Origin of the sequence: Alcaligenes sp. (assembly GCF_050255915.1) — a bacterium.
Taxonomy (GTDB): domain Bacteria; phylum Pseudomonadota; class Gammaproteobacteria; order Burkholderiales; family Burkholderiaceae_B; genus Alcaligenes; species Alcaligenes aquatilis.
On record NZ_JBFWIQ010000003.1, the window covers coordinates 42,425 to 58,462 of the forward strand.

Here is a 16,038-nt window from a genome sequence, read left to right on the forward strand (position 1 = left end):
GTATGCGTACTTGGTTTTGGACTCTCATCTTATTTGTCGCCGCAGTTGCCTTGGCCTTGGTCTTGCGTGAACATGCTGGTAACGTCTACTTGGTGACACCGCATTATCTGGCGCGTGCGTCGCTGACCTACGTGGTTTTGTGTACGCTCGGTCTATTCATCGTCCTGTATGTGCTGTTGCGCCTGCTGGCGTGGTTCAGCGATGGCCCGGAGCGTTTTCGCCTGTGGCGCGGCCGCCGTGCTCAACGCCGCGATCAAACCTTGCTGGAAACCGGCTGGATCAGCATTCTCGAAGGCCGTTACGAACAGGCCGAGAAAGACATGATGAAGCTGATGAGCAAAACCCGCTCGCAGACCAGCAAAGTCGTGGCAGGTTTGGCAGCGGCACGTGCGGCACATTATCAAGGTCAGATTGCCCAACGTGATGAAGCTTTGGCGGCCGCTCGTGCCGCTGCGGGCGATGATGTGCGTTTGAAAGAAGCCAGTGCCGTCGCCTCGGCCGAGCTGTACCTGGATCAGAACCGTACAGAAGAAGCCATCGAGCTATTGCAGGGTTTGCAGGACGCCAGTTCGCGCCATCTGCATGCCACTCGCTTGCTATTGCGCGCCTATCGTCAACAAGGCAATGCCGAACGCGTGTATGAATTGACCCGTTTGCTGGTGCGTCGCAGTGGCATCGAGCGGCAAGAGGCGCTCAATCATATTGAATTTGCTGCCGCCGCTCGTTTGCGCGCGGGCGGTGTTGAACAGTTCAAGGCCTTGTGGTCGGACCTGAAATCCGAAGAGAAAGTCTTGCCCGGCATAGCGCTGGAAGCCGCCCTGATTCAAGAGCGTGAAGGTAATTACGAAGAGGCCGGCCGTATTTTGGAACCGGCCATTGCGGCTAGTTTCGACAGCCGTCTTCTGGAAGCCTACGCCCAGTGCCCACCTGAATATGTGGGCCGTCGTTTGGCCAAGGCCGAAGAGTGGTTGCGTAGCCAGCCCAACAATCCGGTCTTGCTATCCACCTTGGGCCACCTTTGCCTGACCAGCCAACTGTGGGGGCAGGGCGAGCACTACCTGCTGCGCAGCCTGAAAATCCAGGGTGATCTACGCAATCACGCCTTGCTGGGGAACTTGTACGACAGCCTGGGTCGCCACGATGAAGCCGTTTCTTACTGGCGTAAGGCGGCTTCCATGGCCGGTACTTTGCCGATTCTGGCGGTCAGCACGGCCTTGCCAGCGGCTGATACGCGTCATGACCCCAGTCATACTGATGCGGATAGTTTGCCATCGCAAAATGACGATGATCTGCCGCGTTACACCTATGCCGCCAGCGTCGTGGCCGAGGATCTGCCTGATCAAGGTCGTCCCTTGCCTGTCGTGGCCGAACCCGTGCCTCCTGCAGCTTCGCCTTCGCAAGATAGCGTGAGTTCCTCTTCGGATCTGGATGATTACTTTGATACGGCTCCCATTCCTGGGGTCGATCTCTCTCAAACTTCGGACCGTCCTCGACGCTCCAATGATTAATCTCTTTTATTTTTAAAGGTTTGCACGAATGAGCCTCGCCCAAGTACCTGCTGGCAAAAAACTGCCTGACGAGATCAACGTAGTCATCGAAATCCCCATGAACTCGGACCCCGTCAAATATGAAGTTGACGAGAACGGCGTGGTTTTTGTGGATCGCTTCATGCTGACCGCCATGCACTACCCTTGCAACTACGGCTACGTTCCGCAAACCATTTCGGACGATGGCGACCCGGTTGACGTGCTGGTGATCGCTCCTTTCCCCATCCAGATCGGTGCCGTGATCCCTTGCCGTCCTATTGGCGTGCTGCACATGGACGACGAGGCAGGTGGCGATGCCAAACTGCTGGCTGTGCCTACCGACAAGCTGTACCCCCTGTACCGCAACGTGAAATCGCCTGAAGACCTGCAGCCTGAAGAGCTGGAGCGCATCAAGCACTTTTTCGAGCACTACAAAGACATCGAAAAAGGCAAATGGGTCAAGGTCAAGGGCTGGGAAGGTATCGAAGCTGCCAAGAAAGAACTGGTAGACGGTGCCAAGCGTTTTGCTGACGGCCAGGCAAAATGAGCACGGTTATCCCCGCGCCGGCAATGGCGGCATTGAACGTACAGGGCAGTGAGCAGGTTTTTCCTGTGCGCCGCATTTATTGCGTCGGCCGCAATTACGTCGAGCACGCACAGGAAATGGGTTTTACCGGTCGAGAAGATCCTTTCTTCTTTTGCAAACCGGCGGACTCCATTTTGAATGTGCTGCCCGGCCAAGTCTGCGACATGCCGTACCCCTCTCGCACCCAGGATCTGCACCACGAGATCGAACTCGTCGTTGCCTTGTCCCAGGGCGGGCGTGATCTTACGGTCGAGCAGGCTGCTGAATGTGTGTGGGGATACGCGGTGGGTCTGGACATGACCCGCCGAGATTTGCAGACGCAAGCCAAAAAAGCCGGTCGTCCTTGGGAAGTGGGCAAAGCTTTTGACCATTCCGCACCGACCGGCCCTCTGGTGCCACGCAGCCGTATTGGTGAGCTATCCCAAGGTGCGATCACCCTGGACGTCAACGGCGAGCGTCGTCAGACCGGCGATTTGAACCAGCTGATTTGGAATGTGGCTGAGTCCATCGCTTATCTGTCGGGTCTGTTCGAGCTGGTCCCTGGTGACATTATCTTCACTGGAACCCCAGCCGGTGTCGGCTCGGTGGAACGAGGCGATGTGATGCACGGGGCGATCGACGGTCTGGGCAGCATAGACGTGCGTCTGGTCTGACCCAAGTCTGACTAGCTAGTCATAAACCCGTCTGGAGAGCAGTCTCCAGACGGGTTTTTTATTGGTGCTGCTTGTGTTGCTCATGAGGCAGGGCGGGGATGGTGCCACAGGCTGGATGGAGGCTGTTTGACTGTCTGCCTTGGCTGATCAAGGGATGCCAAGCTTAGTGTAGGGTTGGCTGCGCCATAAACTGTGCAATAGCAATGATGATGCTGATACTCCCCACGATATCCAGATTTTTGCTTGTTCAGATCAAACCATAATAACAATAATGAGAATCGTTGTTATTATTATGTCCGTCTTGTCTATTTACCCCATGCTGTTTTATGTCGCGTTTTTCGTCCTCACGTAAAACTTGGCTCGTGCATTACCACGAGCTGGTCAAGACGTGGACGCGGCGTTCATCAAACAGCGTTGATGGGGAAGATGTGGCCCACGATGCGATTGCTGGAATGCTGGAGCAAGATGCAGCCCGGATTAGTAATCCCAGGGCTTATTTGCACCGCAGTGCGGCCAATAGTCTGATACAGCGACAAAAGCGGGAGCAGCCCGCTTTAACGATTCCCTTGCAAGATCTGAGCGAACAGGATCACCCCGTGGTATCGGGCGCCGAGGAGGCGGCCTATTGCGGGCAGCTTTCGGAAGCCTTGTTAGCGGCCCTGGGTGAATTGCCACCTGTCTGTCAGCAGGTGTTTTCCTGCCACAGGCTGGAAGGCTGGACGGTGCCCGAGATCGCCAGTCATTTAGGTTTGTCTGTTAGTTCGGTAGAAAAGTACCTGACCCGCAGCATGCGTCATTTGCAGCTTAAGTTGCAGCAGTTTTCCTCTTAATATAGCGATGCACGCCATGAGCACTATTCTGTCTTCACCCGCATTGCTACAGGAATTAACCGGCGAGCTATCGTAGCGACTATGAGCGTATCCCATTCACTTCCTATTCCTGATGATCCCCATGACGCCGCTGCGTTCTGGTTTGCGCGCGTGCGAGGTGGCTTGATGCAGGAGGGGGATCAGACGCTGCTTGAGCAATGGTTGGAACAGGCCCCGCGTCATGCGCAGGCCTATCAGGACATGGAAGCCATGTGGTCGATTGCGCAGGCAACACCGGATGCCGCTTTCAAGGCACGCTTGGCACAGAACACTCGCCCTCGGGCACCGCAATGGGGGCGCAGAGCGTTTATCGCAGGTTTGGGAAGTGCCTGTGCGGCGGCCGCGGGAGTCGCTGTTCTGGGGCCGCAGCGTTGGCTGGAAAGTGAGCAGTATGCCCAGCGTTATATCAGCCGCAAGGGTGAACGTCTTGAGCAGACCTTGCCGGATGGATCGCTGATCAGTCTGAATACTGACAGCGCGGTGCACGTTTCCTTCTATCAGTCCGAGCGCCGTGTCGTGCTGGAAAAAGGGGAGGCTTTCTTCCAGGTACGCTCCGAGGTCGCTCGGCCTTTTAATGTCGATGCGGGCCGGGCGGTGATACGGGTGACGGGCACTCGTTTTAACGTGCGACGAGACACGGACACGGTTGATGTGGCGGTTGAATCCGGTTCGGTGCGCGTACAGAGCGGACCCTGGTGGAACAGCGCCTATTACGACTTGGTGGGTCAGCAAGGACTGCGATTGGGAAGTGGCCGTTTTGCGACTGTGCAATCAAGAAATATCGAGCAGATGCTGGCTTGGCGGCAGGGGAAGGCGATTTTTGATGCCGAGCCATTGGAACATATCGTGGCTGAGCTCAATCGCTACAAGGAGCCAGGCATCGTGCTGCACAGCCCTTCATTGCGTGGGCTGCGAGTGACAGGTGTCTTCAATGTGAATGACCCCCAGGCTTTTCTGGAAGTCCTGCCCTCATTGGCACCCGTGGTGATTGTGCAAGGGCCGGATGGCCGATGGGGTATTGCGGCTCGTTAGACCTCATATCCTCTGAAAGATACAATTTCTTTCAATTTAAGAACGAGAATCGTTACGGGGTTTGCTCCTGATTGACTCTTATGAGGGAAGGGACAGTTTTGTGTCCCTGATTGCCTTTGGCCAAAGGGCTTGTCGCTTTGTGCGTCGCTTTCCTTATAACGAGTACTACGGTGTATCCACAGAACACAAATAAACGATGGCTTCTTTTTGCCTTGCGTCCGGTCCAGGGTGTCGGGCTCAGCGTATTGGCACTGGCCTTGTCGCTCAGCCCGCTGGAGCCAGTGATCGCGCAGGATGTGCCTGCCTTGTCTATTTCCATTCCTGCTCAGTCCCTGAATCAGGCTCTGCTTGAGTTGGGCCAGCAGGCAGATATTCAAATCTATTATTTGCCCGATACCGTCAGTGGCTTGCAGGCAGCGCCCGTTAGCGGGCGCATGACGCCGCAACAGGCCTTGCAAAGTTTGTTGAAGGGGACAGGTGTGCAGGCCAGTTGGAAGGGGCGGACGGTTTCCTTGACCCGCCCCAGTCGCGATGACACCACCCAATTGGCTCCGATCACGGTCACGGCCAATACGGGCCTGGCCACAGAAGGGAGCGGTTCCTATGTCGCGATGGGGCCGTCGACATCGGCCAGCGGACTGGAGCTCTCGCTGCGTGAAACACCGCAGTCGATGACCGTCATTACGCATCAAAAAATCGAGGACAAGAATTACCGTGCTCTGGATGAGTCCCTGCGTGATGCGCCGGGGATTGTGGCCGTCCAAGGGAATGGCGATTCGCGCTGGGAGTATCTGGCGCGTGGTCACAGCATTTCCAATATTCAGTACGACGGTATCACGACGTCCACTCAAAGCTATTCGCGCGATATTCTGGCCGATGATGATTTGGCCATGTATGACCGGGTGGAGATTGTGCGGGGGGCCACGGGCTTGCTGGAAGGGTCTGGCAACCCGTCGGCATCCGTGAATCTGATCCGCAAAAGACCGACTTCGACACCTCAGTATTCGGCCCGCGTGACGGCCTCATCATGGGAGAACGCGCGTGGCGTGGTGGATCTGTCCAATGCGCTCAATGAGTCCGGCACTGTGCGTGGCCGTGCGGTCATTGTGGCCGGAGGTGGCAAACTTTACCGGGACTACAACCGCCAGAAGGAACAACTGTTCTATGGTGTGGTGGACGTGGACCTTACGCCCGCCACCACCCTGAGCCTGGGTTTGTCACGGCAGCGGCAACATAACGACGGTTATAGCTGGGGAGGATTTCCGACCCGTGCAGATGGCTCGTTTTACGACTTGTCGCCTCATGATTTTCTGGGCAGCGACTGGGAGTATCTGGATCGCCGTCAGACAACGCTGTATGCAGACCTGGAGCATCGGTTTGACAACGGTTGGGTCCTGAAAGCCCTGACTCGCGCGGCGTGGGCCGAGTCCGATTACGTTGCGAGCTACCCCTGGTATACCGGCGGCGCACTGCGCAAATTTACTCAAAGCGTGGATATGCGTGACAAGCATTACGCGTTCAACGTCAATGCAAATGGTCCCTTGACGCTGTTCGGGCGTGATCATGATTTTTCTATCGGGATCAATGCCAACAAGGAAAATGAGCGGGTGGATGGCAGTTCCGCCGCCAACATTCCGCTTGATCCGGAGAACTGGAGTCCCACCTCGCAGGCCAAGCCGACCTTTGGTCTGAATCCCTACTATGTAGATGAGAACAAGGAAGAACTGGGACTCTATGCCTCTGCACGCTTTGATATCGCGGACCCATTGAAACTCATACTGGGTGGTCGTGTGAGCTGGTTCAAGTCCAAGTCGCAATACTATAAAACGGACTATTCGGCGGATGCCGAGTTTGTGCCCTATGTCGGCCTGGTTTATGACTTGAATGACACCTATTCGGTCTATGCAAGCCACACCGGTATTTTCAAGCCGCAAAGTTATTACGACATTAATGGCTCCTTGCTGGACCCGGTCAAGGGGACGAATAATGAGCTGGGCCTGAAGGGCGAGTTTCTGGACAAGCGCCTGAATGCATCGATCGCGCTGTTTCAGCTGGAGCAATTGAATCTACCCACGCAGGTAGCCGGTGTGACCTACTGCAATCCCGCTGTGCTGTATTGCTATGAGGCGGCAGAGAAGGTGCGTACGCGTGGCGTGGAACTTGAGGTGGCCGGTGCCGTGACCGATCGCTGGAACGTCAGTGCAGGCTATACCTACGCACGCTCTGAATATGCTTCGGGAACCAGAAAGGGTGAGTTGTATAACGAACGAAGCAGTCCAGAAAATATGGTGAAAATTTTCAGTACATACCGACTGGGTGGCGCCTTGGATGGCCTGACCCTGGGTGGCGGCGTGCGCTGGCAAAGCAAGGTGTTCTACAAGGGGGCAAATTTCCGTATCGAGCAGCCTGGCTACGCCATTGTGGATCTCTTGGCCAGATACGACTTCAACCGCAATACATCCGTGCAGTTGAATATCGATAACCTGAGCAACAAGCAGTACTACTCAAAGATCGGCTCCAGCATCAGCACCGGCAATTACCTGGGCAAACCTCGCCAGGTCTTGCTGACGGTCAGTCAGCGGTTCTGAGTTTGCATCTGTCATTTTTCCTGGCCGTTTCCGCCAGGGGTGTTTTTAAAAAGGTTTGTATGTCCAAGAAATTTACTTATTTAACGCGCAGCAAGCGTTCCGTTCTTGCAGCCGCGCTGCCCTTGTTTTTGCTGACTGGCGCGTCTCATGCGGCACCCACGCCAGTAGCGGCGACTGCTGCCGTATCTACTCCGGTGTCAGAGGCCGTCCTGCAACGGGAAGTTGCGCCGGGCATTTACGAGCTGGTGTACAGCCCGGCCTCCAAGGCCGTGTTTGTGGCGAGTACGGAGGAATTCACCAGCAAGGGAGGCGGCTCGATTTATCAGCTTGATCCAGTCAGCCTGGCCGTACGGAAAAAGATTGATCTGCCATTCAAGCCATTTGCTCTGACCTTGGATGCGCGTACCAACACGCTCTATGCCGGTCATACCCGGGATGGCGCTGTTTCAGCTGTTGATGCTTCAACGGGTACGCTCAAGGGAACCTTGCATCATGGCGTCAAAGATGCCAAGGGCGAGCCGGTGCATACACGCCAGATCGTGGTGGATGAAGCTGCCAATCAGGTCATCGTCAGTGGTGTGACAGATCTTGGTTTTATCTGGGTTATTGACGGCAAGACCTTCTCGACAAACCGTATTCTGCGCGACCTTGAAGCGCCCACGGCAGGTTTGACCCTGGATGCAGCGAACCATAAATTGCTGGCCAGTGGCACGGCGGCCTATGCAGTGTTCGACACGCAAAGTTGGGAACTGGTTGGTGAAAACCGCATCGCGGAGAAGCTGTCGCCTAGCGATATCAGGCGACGTTTTCTGGTCAATACGGCCTTGGATAGCAAGAGTGAACGCTTGTTTGCCAATCAACTGAATAATAGTGAAGGCACCTTGGTGTTTGACCTGAAAACGGGTGCCATTCTGCACAAAATCCCCACGGGATACATGCCGGTGGGGATACGCTATAACCCGATTCGCAATGAAGTGTATGTAGCCAGCCGAGGCAGTGGAACGCTGAGTGTCATCGACGCTAGCAGCTATGCCATCAAACAGACTATTACGCTGCCAGTGCATCCCAACACGATTTCTGTGACGCCTGACGGTCAGCAGCTTTATGTCAGTGTAAAGCGGCCATTTGCAAAAAAAGGGGAGCCGGAGCCTGTTGATCAGGTGGCTCGTATTGACCTGCAAGCTTTGTGACGCTGACAGTGCCAAGTGTTATATGAAGTAGCCGCATAGACCGTAGCCGGACAAGCCCATCCGGCTCGGCTTTTGCGAATATTCTGGCTCGCTGACAAGGGGCAGACTGTGAACTGACTTTTGGGAGATTCCAATGAGACAGTTCATCAGGCGGCAGCGCGGCCAGGGTATGGTCGAGTATTTAATTATTGTGGCTTTGGTCGCTGTGGCGGCCATTGCGGTGTACCAGTCCTTTGGTCAGGTGATTCGCAACCAGACTGCGGCCATGGCCAAGGAGTTGGCGGGTGAGGATGGCTCCGAGCAGACACAACAAGCGCAATCAGCCGCTTCTGCTGCGGCCGCTCAAGGCAGCGCCAAGAGCCTGAAATCTTTTACGGGCAATGCGCAATGAGGCAGCCCGACTATCCACAAGAGGGGGCGGCGCTGGCCTGGGGGCTGATCGCGCTGGCGCTCCTGTCTATCGCCTGGGGCGGCTACTTTCATGTGAACCAGATTGCCGAGCAGCAAGGGCGCTTGTCCTTGGTGCTGGATGCGGCGGCCTATGGTGCCGCCACCGAGCAGGCGCGTACCTTGAATCTGCTGTCTTATATCAACCGGGCGCAGTTGGGGCATCAACTGGCTTTGGGGCATTTATTGACCTTGGCAACGTGGGACAGGGCGGCGCAGACCCAGTCCGGGCAAGCGCGTCGGGCGAATCCACCTGCGCATTTAGTCGCCATGATGTTTGGCCCTGCTCATGGCCTGGCGTATACCCAGGCGCGTTCTGCCGGGGACAATCAGCAGGCCTTGGAACAGGCTTTTCAAGCCCATCAGCGTTTGATTCATCAAGTTCTGGCGCAGGCCCAACAGCAGTTGGTAGCGGGTTTGCCGCAGCGCCGACAGGCCATTATTCAGGCGACCTTGGATGGCAGCTTGCCAGACTGGCCCGCCCAAGCAATTCGCTGGCAGCTTGAGAAGGACGATTGGCCGCAGTTCCTGTCACCACAATCCGGGCAAACACAGTGGCAGCCGGGTTTGACGCATTTGGTGTCCTTGTATGGCTTTCTGGCCCCTCGGGATTACGAGGCTCGCTCTTATCCCGGTGTGGATCGGCGTTGTCCCTTGTGGCGGCATCGTTTGCGTCGCGCAGGTCGTACCGAATTTGATCGTTCGGGTCGCTGGCATTCCAACGATACGCAATCCATGCATATGGTGCGTTCCAACCGTTGGATAGGCTGTTATTTCCGGGAATATGCCATGGCGTGGGCCTTGCAAACACCTGCGCATGCGTCCGGGATTGATGCACCGGATGACTTTTCTGGGCAGAGCTTCTGGAAGTGGGCGCTGGAGCAGGGTAATGGCTCTTTGCTATCTGCTCAAGGCAATACGGTGGCGCAATCCTGGGCACGACGCGATGCCAGGCCCTGGAGTCAAAGGCCGTGGGTAGATGGGTACGCTTTGTCAGATTCAGAGCACAGCGCTGGCCCCGATCTGGTGCTGACCTTGCAGGCCCAAGGCCATTTGGGTCAGACCGTTCATACACGGGCGGCGGCTCAATCGTTTTTCTCCTGGCCACCGGATAGCGCAGATTCTGGGGTGAGCCCCAATCCCAGTCTGTTCCTGCCTTTCTGGCAGGCACGGTTGATGGATCCAGGGGGGCGCCAATCATGAGTAAGCGACAAAAAGGGATGGCGCTGATCGAGGCTTGTTTGCTGGGTGTGGTGTTGGGCTTGATGGTGATGGCGGGGCGTTGGCTGATGCAGCAGCAGTATCGCTTGCAGCAAATGCAGCACAGCACGCATTTGAGCCTGTTTATGCATGACGCTCATGGCAAGCCGGTTTCAGTTGGAAGCAGTCCTGCTCACGAGACGGCACCTTCCCGATTTTTGGCATCCCCGATAGCGACAGCCCAGTCCCTGCAATGGGAGCTTTTGAGTCTGCGTAGCGGATTTTGGACGGCACAGTCGCGCGTTTCCATTCCGTGGCCGCGCTGGCTGGAGGCGTCGATGACCAAGACGCGATTGCAGCGTCAATCTCACTTGTGGGCGGCTGCGGGGCAGGCGGCCAGTACACAGCAGACTCGTCAGCGTTTGGAAAACAGTACGACTGCTTGGGGTGAAGCAGTGGGATCGAGCAGACCCGCTGCCAGAGAAACGATACGACATGCAGGGCCTATGGACGCGGCTTGGGGACGAGCGCAAGCTGATGTGGACTGGTTGAGTCGGTGGCAGGACTACGTGCCGGAGCATGGCCCCAAGGAGCAGCCATGAGACAACTGCTTGCCTTGCTCTTGCTGTTTTTGTTGATGTTCAGCCCTGTGCCGGCCAAAACGCAGGCTTTGACGGGGCCTATACAGGATCCCCGAATTCAGTGGGATCAAATGCAGGCGGCACAGACTGCTGTTGGGCCCGTGTATAGCTGGGGGCTGAAAACTAGCCTGGATGCGCAGACCTTGGCTTCTCATCTAGAGCCATTCTGTGGTGTGCATTACGGAGCAATCAGAACGGAGGGGCAATGGGTGTTCCTGCGTGCCAAACAGGGCAAGAACTGCGTTTTGTGGCTGGAGGATATACAAACCCCCGTCTTGTCGGGTTTGTTAAGTGTTTCTGAAAACGCTCAGGCGTTTGCCCCGCCACCTCTTTTGTCTGCAGCACCACCCATTGGCGGTGCTGTCTTGTGGCAGCACGAACAGCCAGGGCAAGTGCAAAGCTGGCTGCTGGTGGCCGAACCTGGATGGCAAGCCGACTTGCGTCGCAAAGATTGGGGAGCGCAGGCGGGTGAGCGTTACTGGCGCAAAGGTCCAGCCGAGCTGGATGTGATGGAACTGGAGCATGAGCAGCAAGATTACTTGCTCTTGATCTGCCGTGCCTGTGAAAAGGAGGTCTCATGATGCGAGCAAAGTTCTTGTGGCTATGTCGTCATCCCAGCGCAGGCTTTGGCCTCTTGGCCTTGTTGGCTGGTTTGATGGCAGCCGGGACCAGTAGTCGTTATCTGGACCGGCAGGAAAAAGCGTTGCGACAGGCGGCGCATCGTGTCCAGTTGGATCGGGTGGTGGCCGCGTCCAGCCTGGTGGCGGGGACCGTGCTGCAAGCGGAGCATCTGGCCGCCCGTGCCTTTCCTGCAGAACTGGTGCCTAGTGATAGTTGGGATGTGGCGCAGTTTGAGAATCTAGTAGGGCAAGTGCTGAGCCAGCCTTTGCGAGCAGGTGACTTGATCAGTAAGGCGCACGTGCAGGAAGTCAGTAGCCCGTTTTCACAGCAACTGTTATCTGGCAGGCGTGCATTGACTGTACCGGTGGATGCGATCAGTTCGGTGTCGGGTTTGATTCGACCGGGAGACTTGATTGATATCTATGTCAGCTTTGATGACAGGCAACGGCGGGTTACGGCGCCGTTGTTGCAGTCTGTTCTTGTTTTGGCAACAGGACAAAAGTCGGGTGAAGGTTCGGCCACGGCCCGATTGGATAAGGATGCCTACAACACCTTGACCTTGGATGTGGGTCCGGACGATGCCTTGAAGTTGCTGGCGGCCAGACAACATGGACGTATCAGTGCCTTGCTGCGCAATCCGGATGATCACACGCCCCATCAGGCTGCCGTGCGCGGTGAGCTGGCCGATATTCTGGGGCTGGGGCCGGGTGCAAGGCCCAAACAGCCTGTGCAGGTTTTGTACGGCAACAAACCGGCAGGGCAACTTGGGCAGGCTGAGGTGGAGCGCCTGGGTTGGCTGGATATGCCGGACAGTTTTTCTGTGGGGCAGCACCATGAATAGAAATCGCTATGGGCCCAGGTGGGCAGTTGTGAGCTTGTTGTTCGGAGCCCTGTTTGGCGCAAGCCTGCAAAGTCAGGCTCAGGGCTTGGGGCTGCAAGTGGGTGAGTTGATGGTGCTGTCCGAGACACAGGTTGAGCGGGTAGCGGTGGGGGACGGCGACATTGTTCACGCCGTCACTACAGAATCGGGCGAGCTTATTTTGTTTGCGCGCAAGACCGGGAGCACTGTGGTGCAAGTGTGGTCCCATTCCGGGCAAAGTCAGTCCTACCACGTTGAGGTGTCACCCGAAAACCAGAGGCAAACCTTAGCGGAGCTACGAAGTTTGCTAGAGCGCATTCCCGAGCTACGTGTCAGCGAATTGGGCGGAAAGCTGGTGCTGGAAGGAGAGGGCTTAAGCGATCAGGACAAGCAACGCATTCAGGCGTTAAGCCAGGAGCACCCTCAATTACTGGATTTTACGCAGCAGGACGGTTGGGAGCCAATGGTCTTGTTGGACGTTCAGGTGGTCGAGGTGCCGCGCAACAGCCTGCGGGAGCTGGGCGTGCGCTGGGATGGCAGCTCACAGGGTGGTTTGAGTATGGGAGGTGCCTGGGATGCGGCCACCCATCAGTTTTTGGATAGGCCGGGTGAAGCGGTCCTGCCTTTGGCATTCCCTGCCAAGCAGGGGGCGGCGTTCTTTGGCGTTGGCGCCTTGATGTCTGCTCGCGTTCAAGCCATGGCGCAGGAAGGGCATGCGGTGGTTCTGGCGCAGCCGCAGCTTCTGGCGCGTAGTGGTTCGCAAGCCGAGTTTCTGGCTGGGGGCGAGCTGCCTTACACCACCACGGATGACAAGGGAAACAGCAAGACCAGCTTCAAGCCTTATGGTGTATCTCTGCGTATCGTGCCGAGGGTCGAGCGTGGTGGCTTGGTGCGCTCGCAGATTGAGGTCGAAGTCAGCTCTGTGGATGCCAGCTTGTCCCAACCTGCCGGGCCGTCGTTGAAAACCCGACGAGCTTCAACCGAGTTCAACGTGCGTTCCGGGCAGACCTTGGTGCTGGCAGGATTTATTTCACGTGAAGAGTCCCGGCATGTGGATCGCTTGCCGGGGCTGGCCAGTTTGCCAGTGCTGGGTGCCTTGTTTCGTTCCGAACGCTTTGCCCGGCAGGAGACGGAACTGGCGGTCTTTGTGACCCCGACATTGGTGGCGGCAGAACATCCGGATTTGTTGGCTCGGCAGGCGAATGCTGCCCAGTGGCTGGACCAGACTTTTCCTGACGCTCCACGCTTGAACACGCCTGTGCGCGTCACTTCAAAGGGGGCAGGACAAGGAGCCTGGTCGCAATGGGCAGAACCCGATAGTGAGGTGTTTCGTGTTGAACCTTGAGCTTGAGTCAGAGTTGGGGGCGACACGTCTTTGTGCGGTCAGTTTGCCGGCCTTGATAGGGCGTGACCCTGCCTGTGATGTTGTTCTGCCATCCTGGCGTATCGCACGGCAGCATGCCAGTTTGTTGCAGCGAGCAGGGGCAGTGTACATCCAGGATCATGGCTCTTTGACAGGGGTGCAGCTAAACGGCAAACGGGTTTATGACGACGGGCCCTTGCGCCTGGGCGATGTGCTGGTGTTGGGTGGGTTCAAGCTGCGGATTACGGGCTTTGGGCAGGAGGTTCCATCACGAAGTGATGTGGCTGTTTCGAGCTTGAAGAGTCCATTGGTAGCCCCGGAACAACCGTCTTTTGTATTGGAGGAGCCGCGACTGACCGCACAAGGCGAGCAAGGCTTTTTCACTCCTGGGCAAGCAGATCTCCCAGTATCCGACAGTGAGCTATTCAGGCAAGAGCAGCAACGCTTGCATCAAGCCTTGTTGAGTGCTTTGGAGCTGGAGCGTCGGGACTTGTCTCGCGTAAGCGACAAGCAGCTGGAGCAGGAAGCCTTTGATTGTCTAGGTCGCTTGATCCAGGCCCAATGTGCTGTCCCCAAGCATGAACAGGCCAGACTGCAGGCCAGTGTCTGCGCTGAGGCGGTGGGTTTGGGACCTTTGGAGGCCTTGCTGGCAGATACCTCGGTCTCGGAGATCATGGTCAACCATTACGACCGAGTTTTTGTCGAGCAGGCGGGGCGGCTCCAAGCCCATCCTCTGGTGTTCAGCAGTGAGTCGGCCTTGCGGGCGATTATTGACCGCATCCTGGCTCCCTTGGGTAGACGGCTGGATATCAGCTCGCCCGCAGTGGATGGACGATTGGCCGATGGCTCGCGTTTCCATGCGGTACTGTCGCCCATTGCGGTCAAGGGTACCTGCGTGACCATACGCAAATTTCCCAAACGACGCCTGGGGCTGGAGGATCTGTTGCAGACGGGTAGTTTGTCGCCGGAGATGGCCTATTTTCTGCAACAGGCGGTGCAGCGGCGCTGCAATATTCTGGTCTCAGGCGGAACGGGTACAGGTAAAACCACCTTGCTGAATGTGCTCAGCACCTGCATCGATTCGGGAGAGCGAATCGTGACCTTGGAAGATGCAGCCGAGTTGCAGTTACAGCACAGTAATTGGGTGGCTTTGGAGTCACGGCCTGCGAATGCAGAAGGTCAGGGGCAGGTGGATATACGGAGCCTGTTGCGACAATCCTTACGCATGCGGCCAGACCGGATTGTGGTCGGAGAGTGTCGGGGGGCGGAGGCCTTTGATATGTTGTCCGCCATGAATACAGGCCATGAAGGATCGATGGGGACCTTGCATGCGAACACCCCACGTGATGCTTTGTCGCGCCTGGAGGGTATGGTCTTGATGGCGGGCCTGGATTTGCCTTTGCTGGTCGTGCGGGAGCATATCGCGCGGGCGCTGCACATTATTGTGCAACTGAGCCGTTTGCCCGATGGCAAGCGTTTAGTTCACGAGATTGTGGAAGTAACCGGTATAGAAGCGCAGCGTATTCAATTGCAGACTCTGTACAGTTACCGCCCGGAGTTTGGTTTTACGGCCAGCGGCTTGAGGTCTGAATATGTCTCCCCATCAGAGGGGCAAGCATGAAATTGCTCAGTATTTTGTTGATTGTCTTGGCTACCACCGCTTTGGCTTATGTGTTGCTGCGTTCAGGGCAGCGTCTCGCTAAGCGCTATAGACAGCAACTTCTTAAACAGTCCGAGCAGAGCTTGCAGTCGCATTTTGTGTTCGTACGCAGCCAGTATCTTGCTTTTGTGGCCTGGGCTGGTTTGCCTCTGATCTTTCTGGCCGCATGGTGGCTGATACCGTCGTTTTGGCTGGCAGCGTTGGTGACCTTGTTGGCTGCGGTAACGCCTTTAGTGGTTCTGCGCTGGATGGGACGGCGTCGCCTGGAGACGCTACGACGACAACTGCCGGACTTTGTGCTGTCTTTGGCCTTGAGTCTGCAAGCAGGCTTGGCTTTGCAAGCGGCCTTGCAGCAGTTGGCTCAATCTTTGCCTGCGCCCTTAGGGCAAGAGTTGCGTTTGCTCTTGCGTCAGCAGCGCCTGGGTGCGAGTGCCAAGGACTCGTATCAGGAGCTCGTGGAGCGAGTGCCGGTGTCAGAACTGGCCATGCTGGTCAGTGCCTTGCAGATGGGCCAGAGTACGGGGGCGGGGTTAGGGGAACGCTTGAAGATACTGGCGCAAACCATTCGGGCACGTTTGACTATCGAGGACAAGATTGTTGCCTTGACCGCTCAGGCCCGTTTGCAGGCGCGAATCATGTTCTGCTTGCCGGGTTTTGTGGCGGGAGCTTTATACCTTCTGGATGCCACAGCATTTGAGCAAGCCTGGTTCAACACATTGGGCGTTTGGGTGGCGGGAGCGCTCGTAGCCATGCTGCTGATGGGGTTGTGGTGGATGCAAGTGATTCTGCGAGGGGAGGGGTGA

At 56.7% G+C, this 16,038-nt stretch carries 15 protein-coding genes; all 15 read left to right on the plus strand.

The window, feature by feature from the left end; translation table 11 throughout:
• Positions 1–2 precede the first annotated feature (2 nt).
• The 15 genes from AB7E06_RS04275 (at position 3) to AB7E06_RS04345 (ending at position 16,038) form a co-directional block, all read left to right on the plus strand.
• A complete protein-coding gene (locus tag AB7E06_RS04275) occupies positions 3–1,508 on the plus strand; it encodes a heme biosynthesis HemY N-terminal domain-containing protein (RefSeq protein ID WP_346548359.1) in 1,506 nt (501 codons plus the stop codon).
• 28 nt (positions 1,509–1,536) lie between these two features.
• Entirely contained in the window at positions 1,537–2,073 is a 537-nt protein-coding gene (gene ppa, locus AB7E06_RS04280) for an inorganic diphosphatase (protein ID WP_094196953.1), read from the plus strand.
• On the plus strand, positions 2,070–2,765 hold the full coding sequence (locus AB7E06_RS04285) for a fumarylacetoacetate hydrolase family protein (protein WP_094196952.1): 696 nt from the start codon (positions 2,070–2,072) through the stop codon (positions 2,763–2,765). The genes ppa and AB7E06_RS04285 overlap by 4 nt, the downstream gene beginning before the upstream one ends.
• 326 nt (positions 2,766–3,091) lie before the next feature.
• On the plus strand, positions 3,092–3,595 hold the full coding sequence (locus AB7E06_RS04290) for a sigma-70 family RNA polymerase sigma factor (protein WP_427955313.1): 504 nt from the start codon (positions 3,092–3,094) through the stop codon (positions 3,593–3,595).
• 81 nt (positions 3,596–3,676) lie between these two features.
• Complete coding sequence (locus AB7E06_RS04295; protein ID WP_108727588.1) at positions 3,677–4,666, plus strand: FecR family protein; 990 nt, start codon at positions 3,677–3,679, stop codon at positions 4,664–4,666.
• Between the two features lie 212 nt (positions 4,667–4,878).
• Complete coding sequence (locus tag AB7E06_RS04300; protein WP_427955317.1) at positions 4,879–7,254, plus strand: TonB-dependent siderophore receptor; 2,376 nt, start codon at positions 4,879–4,881, stop codon at positions 7,252–7,254.
• A 59-nt stretch (positions 7,255–7,313) separates the two neighbouring features.
• Positions 7,314–8,444: a YncE family protein gene (locus tag AB7E06_RS04305; RefSeq protein ID WP_230017907.1), complete on the plus strand. Its 1,131-nt coding sequence runs from the start codon at positions 7,314–7,316 to the stop codon at positions 8,442–8,444.
• A gap of 133 nt (positions 8,445–8,577) precedes the next feature.
• Positions 8,578–8,835 (plus strand): hypothetical protein, encoded by a 258-nt coding sequence (locus tag AB7E06_RS04310; protein ID WP_009462197.1) that lies wholly within the window; start codon positions 8,578–8,580, stop codon positions 8,833–8,835.
• Positions 8,832–10,094 carry a hypothetical protein gene (locus AB7E06_RS04315; RefSeq protein ID WP_094196948.1) on the plus strand — a complete coding sequence of 421 codons (1,263 nt, stop codon included), beginning with the start codon at positions 8,832–8,834 and terminating at the stop codon, positions 10,092–10,094. The genes AB7E06_RS04310 and AB7E06_RS04315 overlap by 4 nt, the downstream gene beginning before the upstream one ends.
• The gene (locus tag AB7E06_RS04320; protein WP_427955323.1) at positions 10,091–10,693 is read left to right on the plus strand and encodes a pilus assembly protein TadE; all 603 of its coding nucleotides are present in this window, start codon (positions 10,091–10,093) and stop codon (positions 10,691–10,693) included. The genes AB7E06_RS04315 and AB7E06_RS04320 overlap by 4 nt, the downstream gene beginning before the upstream one ends.
• Positions 10,690–11,313 carry a hypothetical protein gene (locus AB7E06_RS04325; protein WP_121739024.1) on the plus strand — a complete coding sequence of 208 codons (624 nt, stop codon included), beginning with the start codon at positions 10,690–10,692 and terminating at the stop codon, positions 11,311–11,313. The genes AB7E06_RS04320 and AB7E06_RS04325 overlap by 4 nt, the downstream gene beginning before the upstream one ends.
• Entirely contained in the window at positions 11,310–12,194 is an 885-nt protein-coding gene (gene cpaB / locus AB7E06_RS04330) for a Flp pilus assembly protein CpaB (RefSeq protein WP_427955326.1), read from the plus strand. The genes AB7E06_RS04325 and cpaB overlap by 4 nt, the downstream gene beginning before the upstream one ends.
• The gene (locus AB7E06_RS04335; protein WP_427955329.1) at positions 12,187–13,557 is read left to right on the plus strand and encodes a type II and III secretion system protein family protein; all 1,371 of its coding nucleotides are present in this window, start codon (positions 12,187–12,189) and stop codon (positions 13,555–13,557) included. Before cpaB ends, AB7E06_RS04335 begins: the two co-directional genes overlap by 8 nt.
• Positions 13,547–15,196 (plus strand): ATPase, T2SS/T4P/T4SS family, encoded by a 1,650-nt coding sequence (locus AB7E06_RS04340; protein WP_427955332.1) that lies wholly within the window; start codon positions 13,547–13,549, stop codon positions 15,194–15,196. The genes AB7E06_RS04335 and AB7E06_RS04340 overlap by 11 nt, the downstream gene beginning before the upstream one ends.
• Positions 15,193–16,038, plus strand: a complete 846-nt coding sequence (locus AB7E06_RS04345; protein WP_427955335.1) for a type II secretion system F family protein — start codon at positions 15,193–15,195, stop codon at positions 16,036–16,038. Before AB7E06_RS04340 ends, AB7E06_RS04345 begins: the two co-directional genes overlap by 4 nt.